This is a genomic window from Halovenus halobia, from assembly GCF_051414135.1.
GTDB classification, from domain to species: domain Archaea; phylum Halobacteriota; class Halobacteria; order Halobacteriales; family Haloarculaceae; genus Halovenus; species Halovenus halobia.
On sequence record NZ_JBLKOA010000001.1, the window covers coordinates 435,810 to 450,340 of the forward strand.

The 14,531-nt window shown below is 59.3% G+C and carries 16 protein-coding genes; 4 read left to right on the forward strand and 12 right to left on the reverse strand.

Going from position 1 to position 14,531, the window contains the following annotated elements; genetic code table 11:
* The first annotated feature begins 50 nt into the window (after nt 1–50).
* The 3 genes from ACMGFM_RS02410 to ACMGFM_RS02420 are packed head-to-tail and all read left to right on the forward strand — an operon-like array spanning nt 51 to nt 1,881.
* The gene (locus tag ACMGFM_RS02410; protein ID WP_436900747.1) at nt 51–875 is read left to right on the forward strand and encodes a cell division protein CdpA domain-containing protein; all 825 of its coding nucleotides are present in this window, start codon (nt 51–53) and stop codon (nt 873–875) included.
* Between the two features lie 49 nt (nt 876–924).
* On the forward strand, nt 925–1,245 hold the full coding sequence (locus ACMGFM_RS02415; protein WP_436900748.1) for a transcription factor S: 321 nt from the start codon (nt 925–927) through the stop codon (nt 1,243–1,245).
* Entirely contained in the window at nt 1,246–1,881 is a 636-nt protein-coding gene (locus tag ACMGFM_RS02420; RefSeq protein WP_436900749.1) for a DUF6517 family protein, read from the forward strand.
* On the opposite strand, the gene ACMGFM_RS02425 is transcribed toward ACMGFM_RS02420, so the two are convergent.
* The 7 genes from ACMGFM_RS02425 to pyrB all read right to left on the reverse strand — a co-directional run bounded on the left by ACMGFM_RS02425 (nt 1,878) and on the right by pyrB (nt 8,065).
* The gene (locus ACMGFM_RS02425; RefSeq protein ID WP_436900750.1) at nt 1,878–2,606 is read right to left on the reverse strand and encodes a tRNA (adenine-N1)-methyltransferase; all 729 of its coding nucleotides are present in this window, start codon (nt 2,604–2,606) and stop codon (nt 1,878–1,880) included. The genes ACMGFM_RS02420 and ACMGFM_RS02425 overlap by 4 nt on opposite strands.
* A gap of 2 nt (nt 2,607–2,608) precedes the next feature.
* On the reverse strand, nt 2,609–3,001 hold the full coding sequence (locus ACMGFM_RS02430; protein ID WP_436900751.1) for a nascent polypeptide-associated complex protein: 393 nt from the start codon (nt 2,999–3,001) through the stop codon (nt 2,609–2,611).
* Between the two features lie 99 nt (nt 3,002–3,100).
* On the reverse strand, nt 3,101–4,261 hold the full coding sequence (locus ACMGFM_RS02435; RefSeq protein WP_436900752.1) for an acyl-CoA dehydrogenase family protein: 1,161 nt from the start codon (nt 4,259–4,261) through the stop codon (nt 3,101–3,103).
* A 67-nt stretch (nt 4,262–4,328) separates the two neighbouring features.
* Complete coding sequence (locus ACMGFM_RS02440) at nt 4,329–5,507, reverse strand: hypothetical protein (protein ID WP_436900753.1); 1,179 nt, start codon at nt 5,505–5,507, stop codon at nt 4,329–4,331.
* Nucleotides 5,508–5,585: 78 nt separating this feature from the next.
* Complete coding sequence (locus ACMGFM_RS02445) at nt 5,586–6,656, reverse strand: ATP-binding protein (protein ID WP_436900754.1); 1,071 nt, start codon at nt 6,654–6,656, stop codon at nt 5,586–5,588.
* 39 nt (nt 6,657–6,695) lie between these two features.
* Nucleotides 6,696–7,154, reverse strand: a complete 459-nt coding sequence (pyrI, locus tag ACMGFM_RS02450) for an aspartate carbamoyltransferase regulatory subunit (protein ID WP_436900755.1) — start codon at nt 7,152–7,154, stop codon at nt 6,696–6,698.
* Complete coding sequence (gene pyrB / locus ACMGFM_RS02455; protein ID WP_436900756.1) at nt 7,151–8,065, reverse strand: aspartate carbamoyltransferase; 915 nt, start codon at nt 8,063–8,065, stop codon at nt 7,151–7,153. Before pyrB ends, pyrI begins: the two co-directional genes overlap by 4 nt.
* 92 nt (nt 8,066–8,157) lie before the next feature.
* On the opposite strand from pyrB, the gene ACMGFM_RS02460 reads away from it, so the two are divergent.
* A complete protein-coding gene (locus ACMGFM_RS02460; protein WP_436900758.1) occupies nt 8,158–8,802 on the forward strand; it encodes an HAD family hydrolase in 645 nt (214 codons plus the stop codon).
* Between the two features lies 1 nt (nt 8,803).
* Here ACMGFM_RS02460 and ACMGFM_RS02465 read toward each other — a convergent pair whose 3' ends face one another.
* From ACMGFM_RS02465 to ACMGFM_RS02485, 5 genes are all read right to left on the reverse strand, one after another.
* Nucleotides 8,804–10,291, reverse strand: coding sequence for an FAD-binding protein (locus ACMGFM_RS02465; RefSeq protein WP_436900760.1), 1,488 nt, complete (start codon nt 10,289–10,291; stop codon nt 8,804–8,806).
* Nucleotides 10,292–10,372: 81 nt separating this feature from the next.
* Nucleotides 10,373–11,392, reverse strand: coding sequence for a phosphotransferase family protein (locus ACMGFM_RS02470; protein WP_436900761.1), 1,020 nt, complete (start codon nt 11,390–11,392; stop codon nt 10,373–10,375).
* Nucleotides 11,393–11,714: 322 nt separating this feature from the next.
* The gene (locus tag ACMGFM_RS02475; RefSeq protein ID WP_436900762.1) at nt 11,715–13,088 is read right to left on the reverse strand and encodes a hypothetical protein; all 1,374 of its coding nucleotides are present in this window, start codon (nt 13,086–13,088) and stop codon (nt 11,715–11,717) included.
* A 185-nt stretch (nt 13,089–13,273) separates the two neighbouring features.
* On the reverse strand, nt 13,274–13,975 hold the full coding sequence (locus ACMGFM_RS02480) for a flagellin (RefSeq protein ID WP_436900763.1): 702 nt from the start codon (nt 13,973–13,975) through the stop codon (nt 13,274–13,276).
* 180 nt (nt 13,976–14,155) lie between these two features.
* Entirely contained in the window at nt 14,156–14,443 is a 288-nt protein-coding gene (locus ACMGFM_RS02485; protein WP_436900764.1) for a DUF7521 family protein, read from the reverse strand.
* Nucleotides 14,444–14,531 lie beyond the last annotated feature (88 nt).

Sequence of the window (14,531 nt, forward strand, 5' to 3'; positions counted from 1 at the left end):
TGACGGTCGTCTGACGGGTAATTTTGTACGTGTTCGAGAGACTAGGGGACATGACTAGCCTCTCGGACGTTTACGAGGGCGGCATCAACACGGTCGCAGACCCCCGCCAGCGCCGTCTCGGGATGGCGCTGTTCGCTGTCGGCGCGGCGATGGTTGTCGGTTCGATCTCCATCGCGACGACGGACCTGTCGACGCTACTTGGACTGGATGTCTTTGCCGCCCGGGAAGTTGCCGGGACGCTCGCGGGGCTTGGAATCCCCGCCGCGTTTGTCGGCCTCTTCGTCGTGGTGCCGGCGAGCAACAGAACCCGCGCTGCGGCCACGATGGGTGCAAGTCTGGCTATCCTCGGCGTGTTGCTTTTCAGACAGGCCTACCCGTACCGCTGGCTCGCGAACGACCCACAGGTTGCGCTGATAACCACTGTCGTCTACACTGCTGGGATGCTGTTGACTCTGTGGGCGCTGTTCATCAGCATCGCAACCTTCAACCGCCGCATCGACCCAGGCGGGACGGCTCGGATTGCAATCACTGAAACCGGCGAGGTGAAGGTTATCTCAAACGGGCCAGATGGTGGGTCGGGCAGTGTCGGCCTCTTCGGTCGCGAGCCAGACGGCTCGGTCCCGACGCAAACGAACGCCGGTCAATCCGAACCGACGCCAGCAAGCGACGGCAGCGGTGCCGTGAAAAACGACGCGCTCGTCGACGACGAAATCTTCACTGCGACGCAGGAACGCGGGAAACCAGACGAATACTGTGGGAACTGCGACCACTTCAAGTACGTCCGACTCGACGATGACCTCGTTCCGTACTGTGGCCTTCACGAGGACCTGATGGACGATATGGACGCCTGCGAGCAGTGGGAAGAAAACGCTTAGTTACTGAGAAACCCGCCCTTTTTATTACAGGCCCGGCATATCCGGTGACATGGAATTCTGTGACGAGTGCGGCTCTATGATGAAAACGGAGAACGGTTCGTGGATTTGCAATAGCTGCGGCTACGAGAAAGTCCGCGACGAGAACACAGAGGAGGGAATGGTGACGACATCGGGACAGGAGGAGTCTGAAGTTGTCGACGTGAGTGATGTCGAGGACCAGGGCCGACCGACGACGACTGCGCAGTGTCCGGAGTGTGACAACGACCAGGCGTACTGGTACATGCAACAGATCCGAGCGGCTGACGAGAGCGAGACGCGGTTTTTCGTCTGTACCGAGTGCGAGCACAAATGGCGTGAAGACGACCACTAAATGACCACTGACCCGCCGGACCCACCCGTGCCCGAGGCGATGCTCACCGAGGCGGGCTTCGAACCCGTCGAGCGTCGCACGGAGACACTCTTCGAGGTGGGGGCGGTGCGGATCGAGGGTATCACACACCGATACGAAGACAACCGCTCGAGCGAAGCAGCCCGAGACGCGACTGACGGCGCGCTCGACCATCCGATACGATTCTTTGCCGTGACGCGATTGGTCTTTCAGCCCTCGCTCCCGTTCGGCGTGTCGCTGTCGATGTTTACCTCGACGCTTCGCCGTGAAGCACGGTCCTCGTTCGCTGCACAACTCGAAGACCGCGGATTAGGTAATGTCGAACGGGGCTCCTCTCAGAAGCTCCGTTTCGATGGCTCTCGCGTTCGCGTCCGGGAGTTTTCAGCAGAAGACCTGCTTGGAGAGGGTGACGGCCGCTCATTCTCACTGTCGTTCCGTCTCTCGGTGCTTACGCACCGCGGAACAGCAATTGTCGTTACTGCTGGGTTTCCAGCCAGTTCGGTCGCTGAACAGTTCGACCTGACAGACCCTCAAGCGATGCTCACGCAGAGTGCTGCGGAATACCAGGCCACGTTCGAGACGTTTCTCGGCGGCGTCTACGAAGAACTCACGGCCTAGACTGGATTCCGCGCGAAGGTGAGATAGCCGGTGTGGCCCACGCCGGCAGTCGACGGCCGTGTACCGCGCTCGCCGACATCCATCTCTCGCTGAATCGTCTCCAGACTCTCGACCTCTTCGAGACCGGCGTCTCGGGCTGTCTTGACCACCTCGCTCGTCGCCTCAACGAACGGTGAGTAGACAGCCAGAAAGCCACCAGGTGTGAGCAGTTCTGGGGCGTGCTCGACGACCGCAGGCGCGTCCGCGGTGTCGAGTGTAATCAGGTCGAATTCGCCAGCTAACTCGTCAATTTCCTCGGTCACGTCGCCCGCCGTTACGTCGACAGTGTCCGCGATACCAGCTAGTTCCATATTCTCACGGGCAACCTCGGCGAACTCGGGGTCCTGTTCGTAGGTGACCACTGTCGCGCCGGCGCGACCCAGCGACGCGGCGAGGACGCCCGTTCCGGTCCCGGCGTCGAGCACACGGTCGCCCTGCTTGACGCCAGTATGGCCCATCACGAGACCGATATCTCGGGGCATCATCGGCGCGCCAGTGCGCTCGAAGTGATGAAACAGGTCCGGTCCGCGAAGCGCTCGTGCGACGAACTCCGTGCCGAGATGTGTCTCGACAGTCTCGCCGGCGTCGACATCGTCTGGCACCTGCAGAATGCCGAGGTCAGTTTCCAGTCGCTCGCCTGCTTCCAGCAGGTACTCTCGTCCCTCTCCGACGAACAGATACGCCACTGTCACTCCGAGAGGTGCTCGATTGCGTCCAGTGGCATCCCGTCTGTCTCCTCGAGTGCTTCTCGTGCCGCGTCTTCGCTGACGCCGGCCCGGTCGGCAACTGTCTCGATGTCTTCTTGGGGAATCTCGTCGTCTCCACCATCCTCTGACTCGTCCGAGTCACTCCCGGCCGGAAGTTCGCCTGCCTCTCGTGTCTCAGGGCTGCCGACGACGTTGTAGGTCTCCTGGCCCTGTGCGTCCATCCGCTGGACATCAGGATTGTCGAAGACGAGTTCCTTGTCTGCTGTTTTGATGATCACTTCCTCGGCATCGAGTTCGTCGATGTCGATGCCCATCTGCTTCATCATCTGTTGCATCTTGCGCGAGTCGAGTCCGCCACCGCCTCCTCCAAACATACCCTCTCTTTCTCACCACGTCACAAAAAGGGCTACGTTGCAACACCAGCAGCTACTGACCGGGTAAAAAGATCGGAAAAGCAGGTAGCTGGCCGTGAGTTAGGCCATGCCCTTCTCTTGCAGTTCGCGGGCGATGATGTTCTTCTGGATTTCGGTGGTACCCTCGTAGATCTGGGTAATCTTCGCGTCGCGGTAGAACCGCTCAACATCGAAGTCGTCCACGTAGCCAGCACCGCCGTGAATCTGCAGCGCCTCGTTAGCCACATCAACAGCGACACGGGAGCCGTATTCTTTGGCCATGGAGGCAAGCATCGTCAGGTTTGCGTCAGCGTCGTTCTCGACGGCCCACGCAGACTTGAGCGTCAGCAGGCGTGCAGCCTCGATTTTGGTGAACATGTCCGAGAGCTTGTGCTGAATGGCCTGGAACTCACCGATAGGCTGACCAAACTGCTCGCGCTCTTCGGCGTACTCGAGCGCGCGCTCGGCAGCACCGCGGGCGATACCAACACCCTGCGCAGCGACGCCGGTTCGGGTCTCGTCGAAGAACTGCATCTGCTGGAGGAAGCCAGCGCCGCGCGTGCCAACGAGGTTCTCCTCGGGGACGCGCACGTCGTCGAAGATGAGTTCGGCTGTATCCGAGGACCGAATCCCCATCTTGCCGGTGATCTTGTCGGCGTCGAAGCCGTCGCGGTCGGTTTCGATGATGATCTGCGAGAAGCCGTTGTATCGGCCAGCGGCGTCAGGGTCAGTCTCACAGAGAGCAACGACGAAGTCGGCGACCGTCCCGTTCGTAATCCACATCTTGTTGCCGTTGATGACGAACTCGTCGCCGTCTTTCTCGGCGGTGGTCGAGATGGAGGAGACGTCGGAGCCAGCGTGGGGCTCACTGATCGCTGCGCCAGAAATCTTCTCACCGCGCGCAACTGGTTCCAGATACTCCTCTTTTTGCTCGTCGGTTCCGAACTCGACGATGTTCTCTGTCCCGAAGGATGTCGACATCACACAGAGTGCAATGCCAGGGTCGGCGGCGAACAGTTCCTCGGCGATGACCATATTCTCCACTGTCGAGTAGCCCGCACCGCCGTACTCGATAGGAATTCCGGAGCCGGTCAGGCCCATCTTGGCTGCTTCGTCGACGACATCGTGGGGATACTTCTCCTCACGGTCGTATTCGCCAGCGACTGGCTTGATTTCGTTCTCGGCGAACTTCCGTACTTCCTCACGAATCTGCTTCTGTTCTTCGGTGAGTCCAAACTCCATACCCCCCTGTTTGTTCTGACGCATATAGGTGTTGTGTCACAAACGCACGCTAACAACTGCTATCCGGCTACCGCTCTGCAACCACCGACCCCACGATGAGTAGGTGGCCGACTGCACCCGCTGTCCCGACTGTTCTGCCGAGCGTCGTCACCAGGTCCATCCCCGAGAGTATCCCAGCAACTTCGATGAGCAACCCCCCGCCGAGCAGGGCGAGGGTGAGCTGTGCTGTCCGGTCATCGACCAGGGAAACGGAACTCACGCCAGGCGGGTAGAACTGATATGTAACGCCGACGATTGTCATTCCCAGTAGCCCGAGCAGATTGAGTCGCGCGTGTGCCGCAATCCGTGGGGCTGTCACGCCATCTACGGCGAACAGCAATCCAAGTCCGACGCCCACCACTCCAGCGCCAGCGCCAAGCAAGACCCCATACAGTCCGACTCGACGTCGCTCAGACCGCGTAAACAACACACCAATTGCAACAGCGTAGCCGGTGACTGCTGTCGCCTGAAGGACGGCCCCGACAGCAAATAACTGGCCGGCAGGAAGAGAGAGAGCAATAATCGCCGGTCCGAGCGCACCTGCAGTCAGCACGACCAGCGCGAGTCGGCGGTCGACAGTTGCGACGAAAAACCGTGGAAGGAGCCGAAAACCAACGGTAAACAGCAGCAATACGCCGCCGCCTGCGGCCAGCAAATGAGCGGCTCGCGGTGGGTAGCCGTCGAGCAGCGTCGGCAGCGCTGTGTCCGCGGCGAGCAGGCCGTAGGAGCCCACCAACACGTAGCCAAGAACAACAGGGAGAAAGCGGTTTGCGGTGCGGTCGAGCGGTTCGCGGTGGCTGGAGGCGTCGCCGGTGCCCGTCTCCGAGCCGACGAGATTGGTCCGGATTGTGAGGCCAAGCGTCCCGACAAAAAGACAAATTGTCACCGCCCACGCCATTGCACCCAAGCGGCGTAGCGCTGGCGTTGCTGTCTGCATACCAACCGCGAGCAGTGCTGTCGCAAGATTTCCCAGCAGGAAGTGAACGGGCAGTAACCGGGTCGTGACGAGCGAGCGGTCGAAATAACTTGGGACCAGCGAATACGCTTTCCCAAAGATAGTCTGAAAGACGAAACCAAACAGTCCGAGTACGACCGCCGCCCGGTGAGAAACCCCGAGAACAACGCCAGCTTGCCAGATGACCAGCCACCCGGCACCAGCAAGAACGAACCGCCGTGACCAGCGAGATATCACTTCGGCGGCTGTCATATGATGGGTGACAGCCGCCTGCCTGTTCAGCGTTCCCCCGGACATCTTCGCGCTCGGGTTCCGCCCTACCGCTGGCAGTCAGTCCTGCGCTCCGTTGACCGGCGTTGCCTCGGTTGCTGTTACACTGTCTCCGCCGTGCTCGGTCTCTCGGTCTCGAATCTGTGCAGCGTGGACCGTCTCGGTCGCATCGTCGACGATGAGCACCTCTCCCGTCGCTGTCGGCATCTTCTCTTCGAGTGAGCCGTTCATGTAGGTCGGTTGCGCGGCCTGCAACGCGTCGACATCCGACTGTGCGGTCAGTCGATGCGAGATGAGAATATCCGACTGTGAGATTCCCACCGCGGGGACTGCGCTGGGACGCTGAGTGACCAGTACCGTACTCACGCCGGGTGCCCGGCCGCGGGTGAGTATTCGCTCCAGGGCGGGCTGAGCCACACCCTGAAAGAACGTGTGTGCCTCGTCGACCAAGAGCCACGGCAATCGCCCGATATCGTCCCGGACTCTGGCCCGATAGACTGATTCGGCCACGCCTCGCACGACGGCATTCATCGGTCCATCATCGAGTCCCGAGAGGTCGAGAACTGTGATTTCTGAACAAGACAACGTTGACGCGTTGAGCCCCTCCGCCGCGTCGAACACCGCCCACGAATGAGCCATTTCTACGTGGTTGATTGCTGCACGCTTGTCGGCCTGTGTTGCGTCGGACTCACGGATTTCCGTTTGCATCCCGTCGAGTGAATTTGCTCGCTGGGCGGACTGCCAGAGCAGTGCACCCGCGCTGCTCTCCGGCGAGAGTCCGAGCAGTGTACACCACGAGCGTGGTTCCAGTGAGTTTGGCGTCACTGCGGGCTGAGAGAACACCGTTGCGGAGATATCGTCGTGGATTTGGTCTCCGAGCGTGTCGAAGGCGCCCATCGGGTCCACGATAATCGGTGCGATGGCCTCTGTTTGGGCCAATTCTTCGGCAATGACCCCCATCGTGTAGGATTTGCCGTAGCCTCGCTTGCCGACGACGAGCACTGCGTGTGGCCGGTCAACGTCGAGATACAGTGGTGCGCCCGCGCTGCCATCGAGTGCGCGATAGCTTCCGAGTCTTCCGGTCGGTTTCCTGTCTATTTCGTCCCGTCCACGACCAATGACGAAACTCACGGGCAGCACTGCCTCGTGTTCGCAGAAAAACCTCGGGGCTCAGACTTTGATCTGCTCGGCGATACTCTCCCGAATAATCGTATCACAGTAGACACAGCGGACGCCGTCATCGAGCACCTCGAAGTGTGTGTCGATGGGTTCGTCTTCAGCCGTGATGCAGTGCTGGTTCGGACATTCGAGCACGCCAGTCACTGAACTCGGGCGCTCGACGAGGTTTTTCTCGACTACGTCGTACCCGCGGATGATGTTGATTGTCGCCGCCGGCGCAATCAGCGAAAGGACGTCGAGTTCAGACTGGCTCAGTTCTCGGTCTTCGACCTTGACCACGTCTTTCCGGCCCAGTCGGTCCGAGGGGACGTTCATTCCAACAGAGACAGTCTCGCCGCGACTGCCGTCGATACCGAGGATTGCGAGGACGTTGAGTGCCTGTCCGCCGGCGATGTGGTCGATTACGGTGCCGTTTTCGATCTTGCTCACTCGGAGTTGTTGGTCGGTCATTGGTCACCACCTAGGAGTAGGTCAAGCAGCGCCATCCGTACCGGTACCCCGTTGTGGGCCTGCTCGAAGTAGGTCGCGTACTCGGTATCGTCGATATCGTGGGCGATCTCGTCCACTCGTGGCAGCGGGTGCATCACGGTCAACGAGTCCTTTGCCAGTTCGAGGGTCTCGGCGTCAATCTGGTACTCACCAGCAACCTTGCGGTACTCGCTCTCGTCGGGGAACCGCTCTTTTTGAATACGCGTCACGTACAGCACGTCCAGCGAGGGAAGAATCTCTTCGAGGTCAGTGTGTTCTTTGATCGACGAGCCCTGCTCGTGCAGGTCGTATCGGACGTTGCGGGGCAGTTTCAGGCTCTCTGGGCTGATGAAATGCTGGCGCGTGTCGAAGTTCGTCAACGCGTACGCCAGCGAGTGGACTGTCCGACCGTACTTCAGGTCACCCATGATTCCGATTGTCAGGTCGTCGAGTCCTGCGTTCTCTCGAATCGTGTACAGGTCCAACAGCGTCTGCGTGGGGTGCTGGCCGGCCCCGTCGCCGCCGTTGATCAGCGGAACGTCGACGAACTCGCTGGCCATCTGTGCCGACCCCTCCTTCGGGTGGCGCAGCACGACTGCGTCGGCGTATCCTTCGACGACGCGGACAGTATCGGCCAGACTCTCGCCTTTCTGAACGCTGGAGGAGTCTACTGGCCCCATGTCGACGATGTCGCCGCCGAGTCGTTTGATGGCCGCGGAGAAACTCATCTTGGTCCGCGTACTCGGCTCGAAAAACATGAGCCCGAGTAACGCTCCCTCGTGGCGGTCAGCGTAGGCCGCGGGGTTTCCGGCGATTTCGCCCGCGCGGTCCAGCACCGCCTCGATATCGCCACGCGAGAGCTGTTTGGCACTGGTAATGTGGTCGTGACGCATCGGTCGGATTGGGGACCCGGACCCTCTTCAATCTCCCGAATACCAGTTTTACCCAGAATGCTCATATGATACCAGAACGTACCAGACATCCGATGAACAGCGGTGACTACGACTTCTGGCTGCTGGACCTCGACGGCACGCTTATCGACGTCGAACAGCAGTACATCTACGACGTGATGAACACAGTCGGCACGCGGTTTGGCGTCGGTTTCAGCGAGTGGGAAGCCGAGCAGTTGTGGTACGGCCCGAGTCACTCCCGGGCTACTGTGATGGACCGCCACGGAATCGACCCCGAACCCTTCTGGGACGCGTTCCACGAAATCGAGACGCCAGACCGCCGGGCCGCCGCCTCACATCTCTATCCCGACACAGAACCCTTCGTCCAGGCAGTCGACGCCCCTGTTGGCCTCGTGACACACTGCCAGCAGTATCTAACCGGGCCGGTACTCGACCGCCTCGGCATTACCGAGTGGTTCGACACTATCGTCTGTTGCTCTGACCAGACCGGCTGGAAACCCGACCCTGGGCCGGTCGAACTCGCGATAGAGCAACTCGACGTCCCAACAGGAAGCAGTGGTGTCCTCATCGGCGACGACCCGAGCGATGTGGGGGCCGCCTGGAACGCTGGACTGACCGGCATTCACATCCAGCGGCGAAGCCCGAACCGCGTCGGACAATGTGTGCGCGGTGACCACCGTATCGACTCACTCACAGAACTGCGCGAGCACCCCGCCTGACTCAGTATTTTCGCTCGTCGGCAGAGAGGTCAAGCGCGTCGTAGAACGACTCGTCGACACGGTTGCGCTGGGAGAGCCAGTTTTCGTACGTTCCACGGTCCTCTGGGTAGGCCTTGTACACGTCTTCGTAGTCTCGCACGTAGTTTCGCGTCTCGATGACGCCCATAATCGACTCATACAGTTCCCCGGCAGTGACGCCAAGTGCCTCGAACGTCCCGGAGCGATACTCAGTCACGAGATTTTTCAGGACCCCGGCACCGACGAGCGCTTTCGAGGTGAGGTCGGAGACGTTCGTCTCAGTCCCGACGATATCCCGGATTTCGTCTTCAGGGAGCAGCGCAGCGACAGCCCGGAGAATGTTGACATCGATGGTACTGCCGGCAACGTTGTAGGCGTCGCGAGAGGCGAGCATCGCCGCTTCGCCGTGTTCTCGGTAGAGCCAGCGGTTGTGCTCCCAGAGGCCGTACTCCGTCAGGTCACCGTCTTCGACAGCCTCTGCGGCAGCCCGGCCTGCGGAGTAGCCCGAAAAGGCAGCTCCCCGAATGCCCTTACCCGTGATTGGGTGGGTTGTCCCGGCAGCGCCGCCAGCAGCGAGATATCCCGGTGCAACCATCGAGTCGAGCGGCCGACGTAACGCGATTGCGGCACCGAGTTTGTCTTTCTTGTCGAACTTCTCGGCCACGTTTGCGCCCTGGTACTCCGGGCGGTTCTCGATGTCACGTTTGAGTCGGTCGGTGAGCGGAATCGGCTCTTTGTTCATCTGGAAGCCGAGTCCAACGTTAATCTGCGTTGGCGTGCGCGGGAAGTACCAGATGTAGCCCATCTCTTCCAGTGGCTTGCCGACGATTGCGTTCTCGTACTCGACAGGTTCGGGTGTCTCGATAATCTCGCGGTATGCCGAGCCAAAGTGCGTGTAGTGTGGCTCCTCGAAGGTGGCTGCGCCGGGCGTATTCAGCTGCTCGAAGTCGACTAACTCCTGAATGAACGACTGTGCCCCAGCGGTGTCGATGAGCACGTCGCTCTCGTAGGTGACTGGGTCACCCTTGCGAATCGCCTTGACACCGGTGACCCGCCCGTTCTGTGTCACCTCGTTGACGACTGTATCGTAGTGCTGGTCGACGCCGAGGTCAGCAGTCTGCTCGAGGATGCGCTGGCCGAACTCGTAGCGGTCGATGACGTTGCTGTTGTCCTCGTACGGGAGCACTTTCCGGACGCCGAGCTCTTCGTCACGCCACTCAATCTGGTCGATATTGCCGTCGATCAATACCGACTCGTCGTCGGCGATTGCGTCCATGTCCAGCGGACCTGGGTACTTTTTCGGGTCCCGCGGCGCTTTCATCGCGTCGCCACAGGCGATGTGGCCGCCCTGCTCGCGGGGCTTCCGTTCGAGTTGCACGACGTCTGCCCCGTCGGCCGCCGCGGCCGCCGCCGCAAAGCACCCTGCAACACCGCCACCAACGACGATTACCTCGTAAGTTTCGCTCGGCATGGCCTGTTACCCCTTATTTGGAAATCGAGAATGTAACTCTTTGGTGTTCCGACAGCCCTGGCCAGTGAGCCGACACCGCAGTCAACACTCCGGCAACTGGGCGGCAAGTTGGTCGAACTGCTGGCGGAATCTGACCTCTGCCCGACCCTGTGCGAGTTCTCCCGCGTCCGCGAACGCGGCGTCGAACCCGAGCATTCGCCAGAGCAGCGTCGCGAAGTAATACACTGCACGCCGGTCAGCGAACGCGTCGTCGGGCTCGAACTCCAGGTACTTCCGGTAGCCGTCGTAGAGTTTCTGCCGGAGTCGCTCACGGGTTCCGGCGTCCTGAAACGCGGGGTCGATGAACAGAAACTCTGTCCGGGCGACGTGATACTCCGCGTCAGCCGCAAGTGCGAACTGCCAGTCCAGGACAGCAGTGATTGGATTCTCCTCGTCGGCGTCGAACAACATATTCGCCGGCCGGAAATCGTCATGAACGAGCCGTGGTGGTCCCGTGCTCTCGATACAGCCTGCCGACTGGTGGAGATACTCTCTGGCAGTTTCTTGTAAGTCTGCAAACGGTGTATCATCGAGCCTGTCGATGTACGACTCGACGAGGTCAGTAAAGAAGGCCTGCCAATCCCAGGAGAACTCATCGACGACCAGCCGTTCGTCGGCATCGTTCAGAGCGAGGCGGCCAAATCCCTCGAAACCGACATTCGAGTGCATGTCTCCGAGCGTCTGACCAGCGTGTTCGATGACTCGCTCACGCGTCTCCTCGGTAATCTGTCCCATCGACTCCGCGAGATTGTCTCCGCGAATTCGTTCCGTTACGAAGTACGGGTCGATATCGAGGTCCGGCGTCTGCTCGAAGACAAGAATTCGCGGGACTGGCACGTCCGTCCGGTCCGCGACGTAGTTGTGCAAAAAAGGTTCGAGTGCGAAATCTGGGTCGCCGGCCTGAAACTTGATCACGACCTCGTAGTTATCGCCACCAACCTGGAGCGTGACCATGAACACCTCTCCCTGATGGCCAGCAGTTGGCCGCTCGTAGGAGAACGAATCGTAATCCGGGCCAGATTCGTCGAGGACTGCTTCGATATCGCGCTCGGGACTCGACACAGACTCCGCTTCGGTGTACCGGACAAAAAACCTATCTGTCTTACTCTCTTCCCAATATCGAGTCCCTAACTTGACAATCGGAACACTGCGGCAGTATTGTTCTTCACTTGCCGACGGCCATTGCCGTTTTTGATAATCATGGTTGGCTTCCTCAAGAGTAACTATTTACCCAGGCCGTGATGGCTGTTTGGAGCACGCACCGGTGGGGGTCAATTCAGAGTGACTGTAAATCCAACTGCCGGCTTGCTCAATGGCCTCGGTTCCGAATCGGTTGAGCAATTTGGCTGCCAGCCCCAGTAAGAACACACGCCCAGCGTTCGGCTTACTCCGGACGAAATCTGATCAAGACTGCGGCGTCTTTTGTATCTGGCCGCCATGTGACCCACGCCTGCGTCCCGCTGTCGACCGTCTCCGAACTCGTGAATTCATCGCCTTGTTCGACAGGTCCACTCCAAGATTCGGTCTGTGTCTCGCCCGCGTGGACGTACCGAACTTGTAGGTTCTCGACTGCACCACCGCCTTGGTGACTGATAGTCAGTCTTCCGTCGTTGAGCTCCGGCCTGAAGAAGACTCGGGGTGTGACCTCGCGTCCCAAGTCGCTCGGATTGATACGGACGAAGAGATTGTCGTATCCGGGAATTGGCAGTGCAGTCTGCAACATCGCTGTTTCGGGCGTCTCTGCGACCGTCGTGCGGGCGCTGATCGTGGCCTCCGTCGTTGACATATCCCACGAATCGGCGGGGATCGAATCTGTTTCTGAGCGCTCGAATGCCGCGGTGAGACGCTCTTCTGACACCATCTCGGGTTCCAGGTAGGAGAGCGTCCGCTGTAGACTCGAGTCCGTCCCGACGCTCGCGCTCAGCCCGCCGCCGACGACCCCCTCGACAACATCGTCGAACGCGGTGGTTCCCGTATCCGCACCCAGCGGAATCAGGGCATAGCCAGTTCCTCCGCGAATCGGCTCATCATCCAATTGCTGGACCGTCTCGGCGAACGCGGGAGCGCTGTTTGCGATGGGAGCGTTGTCACGGTCAACTTGGTCGAATTCGACGGTCAGTGCCTCTTCTGCAGCCGTCTGATTCGAGTCGTACCGCTCGTTTCGCGTGACGATATCGGTCCGGCTGACGACGATGGCTCGCCCGTCCTGTACGCCCCAGGTCTCGTAGCCCTGTCCGTCCTGCGTCTCAGCGAAGAATCGCTCGTATCCGTCCATCGAGTCAAGCGACTCGTATCCATCGTTGCCCTCGAAGAATTCGACCCACGGGTCGGCATCAAACTCGCCGGTCAGATGAACTGTCTGACCGCTCGGAAGCGGGCGGACCTGAAGCGCCCCCTGACTCGCGCTGGCGTGGTAGTTACTGCCGGTGACGCGGTCGAGCGACGCTGGGTCGAGACTCCCTATGTTCTCTTCAAGAAAGGTGACGAGTTGGCCGCCGAGGCGGGGGACCGTCTCGCTCAGATCGACAGCGTCCGCAATTTCCTGCACGCGGTACTGGTAGCCCGTGAAGAAGGACGGTGGCACCTGCGCGGATGGGTCGCCCATCGAAAGGAGCAATTCGTCATCTGTGTCGAGGCCGTCGTTGGGGACCTGGCCGTTGTCATCGTTGCTGTTGCCGCCAAAGAGTGAACAGCCAGCAAGTCCTATCGCTGCTGTCGTTCCGGCGATCCCTGCAAGGAGCTTCCGTCGGGTGGTCATTTATCAGATTTACTTTATCAGTGTAATAAACTCTTGTGGCCCGCCTCTCAGTAATGAAAGGCGGAAGCGACGGATGTGTTGTTGGTTGTGGAAATGGTGGAACGATTACGCAAGGAACCGTGCGGGTCTGTCGTCGCGGGCCGGGTAGTCCCGACCACGCGACGGACCTGACGGCTGCCTGTCAGTTACAGCGTGACAGTGTCGCCGTTTTCTTGGTCAACAAGCGTATCTGGTGCAGTGATTACAACGTCACGAGTCGCACCATTATCCGTGGTAAGCTCGAGTTCTGCCTGCTCTCCCTCGTCGAGATCTTCAAGATCATTATTATCGAAGGAAAGGAACGCGGTACTGCCATCCGCTACAACATCGTCAGTATCGGAGTATCGAGTTCCGTTACCATCAGCGTCAAACGGAATAACGATTTCGTAGCGATCACCATCATCGGTTATCACGCCGTCCTCTTCACTGGCGGCGGTAATTACATCGATGAGGTAGCCCGGGTCCTCATTAGGAACATTGGACGAAGTTGCATCATCGCTTTCGTTAACCCCGTGGGTCAGTTGGGCAAAGCCATTGTCTCCGACATATTGGATGGAGAGACTCTCCAGATTAATGTCTCCCGACCCTGCTGCTCGCTGAACGGTCAACCGTGTTTCGTTAATGACGGTTTCACTGTCGCTGGTGGTGACATTGATCTGACCAACCTGCCCAATGACGTTGATGTTGTCTGAGACTTGGTCCGTGCTCTGCTGTCCCGTTGCTTCTGCCTGAGTCTGAAGGAAACCTGCCGTGTTAATCAGCACGCCTGCCGCAATGGCTGCGACGAGGACGAGTGCGATGAACACGATCAGGGTTCCGATTCCAACCTGACCTCGGTCGTTTGTCATGTGTTCTTTCATAATTGTATCGTCTGCTCTGTCTGAGGCAGACTTACTACCAGATTTGCTATTACTACTAATAAGCGATACCCCTCAATTATCGATGGTGAAAACAGATGATCTCGAATTCTCAAAATCCAAAATCAGGCCGTGGTACTCGCTCACGTTCAATGAGACCTTATCGCCCTCCTACTGATCGTAGGTAACGATACTGAAGATGATGAACAGCATCCCGAGCGTAAAGAGGCCGCTGTTGGCCATCAGCAGCCAGCGCGGATTCTCAAAGCCGTACAAGAATGCTGAAATTAGCGTCGCCGCGGCTCCCGCAACTGCCAGAGAGAAGCCCAACGAGAGATGGAGCATCGAATTTTGTGATGTTTGTACGTACGCGCGCAATCCCATTCCGGCCATGGCCAACCCGACCGCGATGAACACCACCGAACTCAGGGCGTAGACAGATTCGATTACGAGGGACACAATAGCGGTGCGTAGATTGGGGAGGAATTTAAATTCACCCCTCTCAGTCTATGCGTTGATACTACTAGCTGGCGTGGTCTCAGTATCT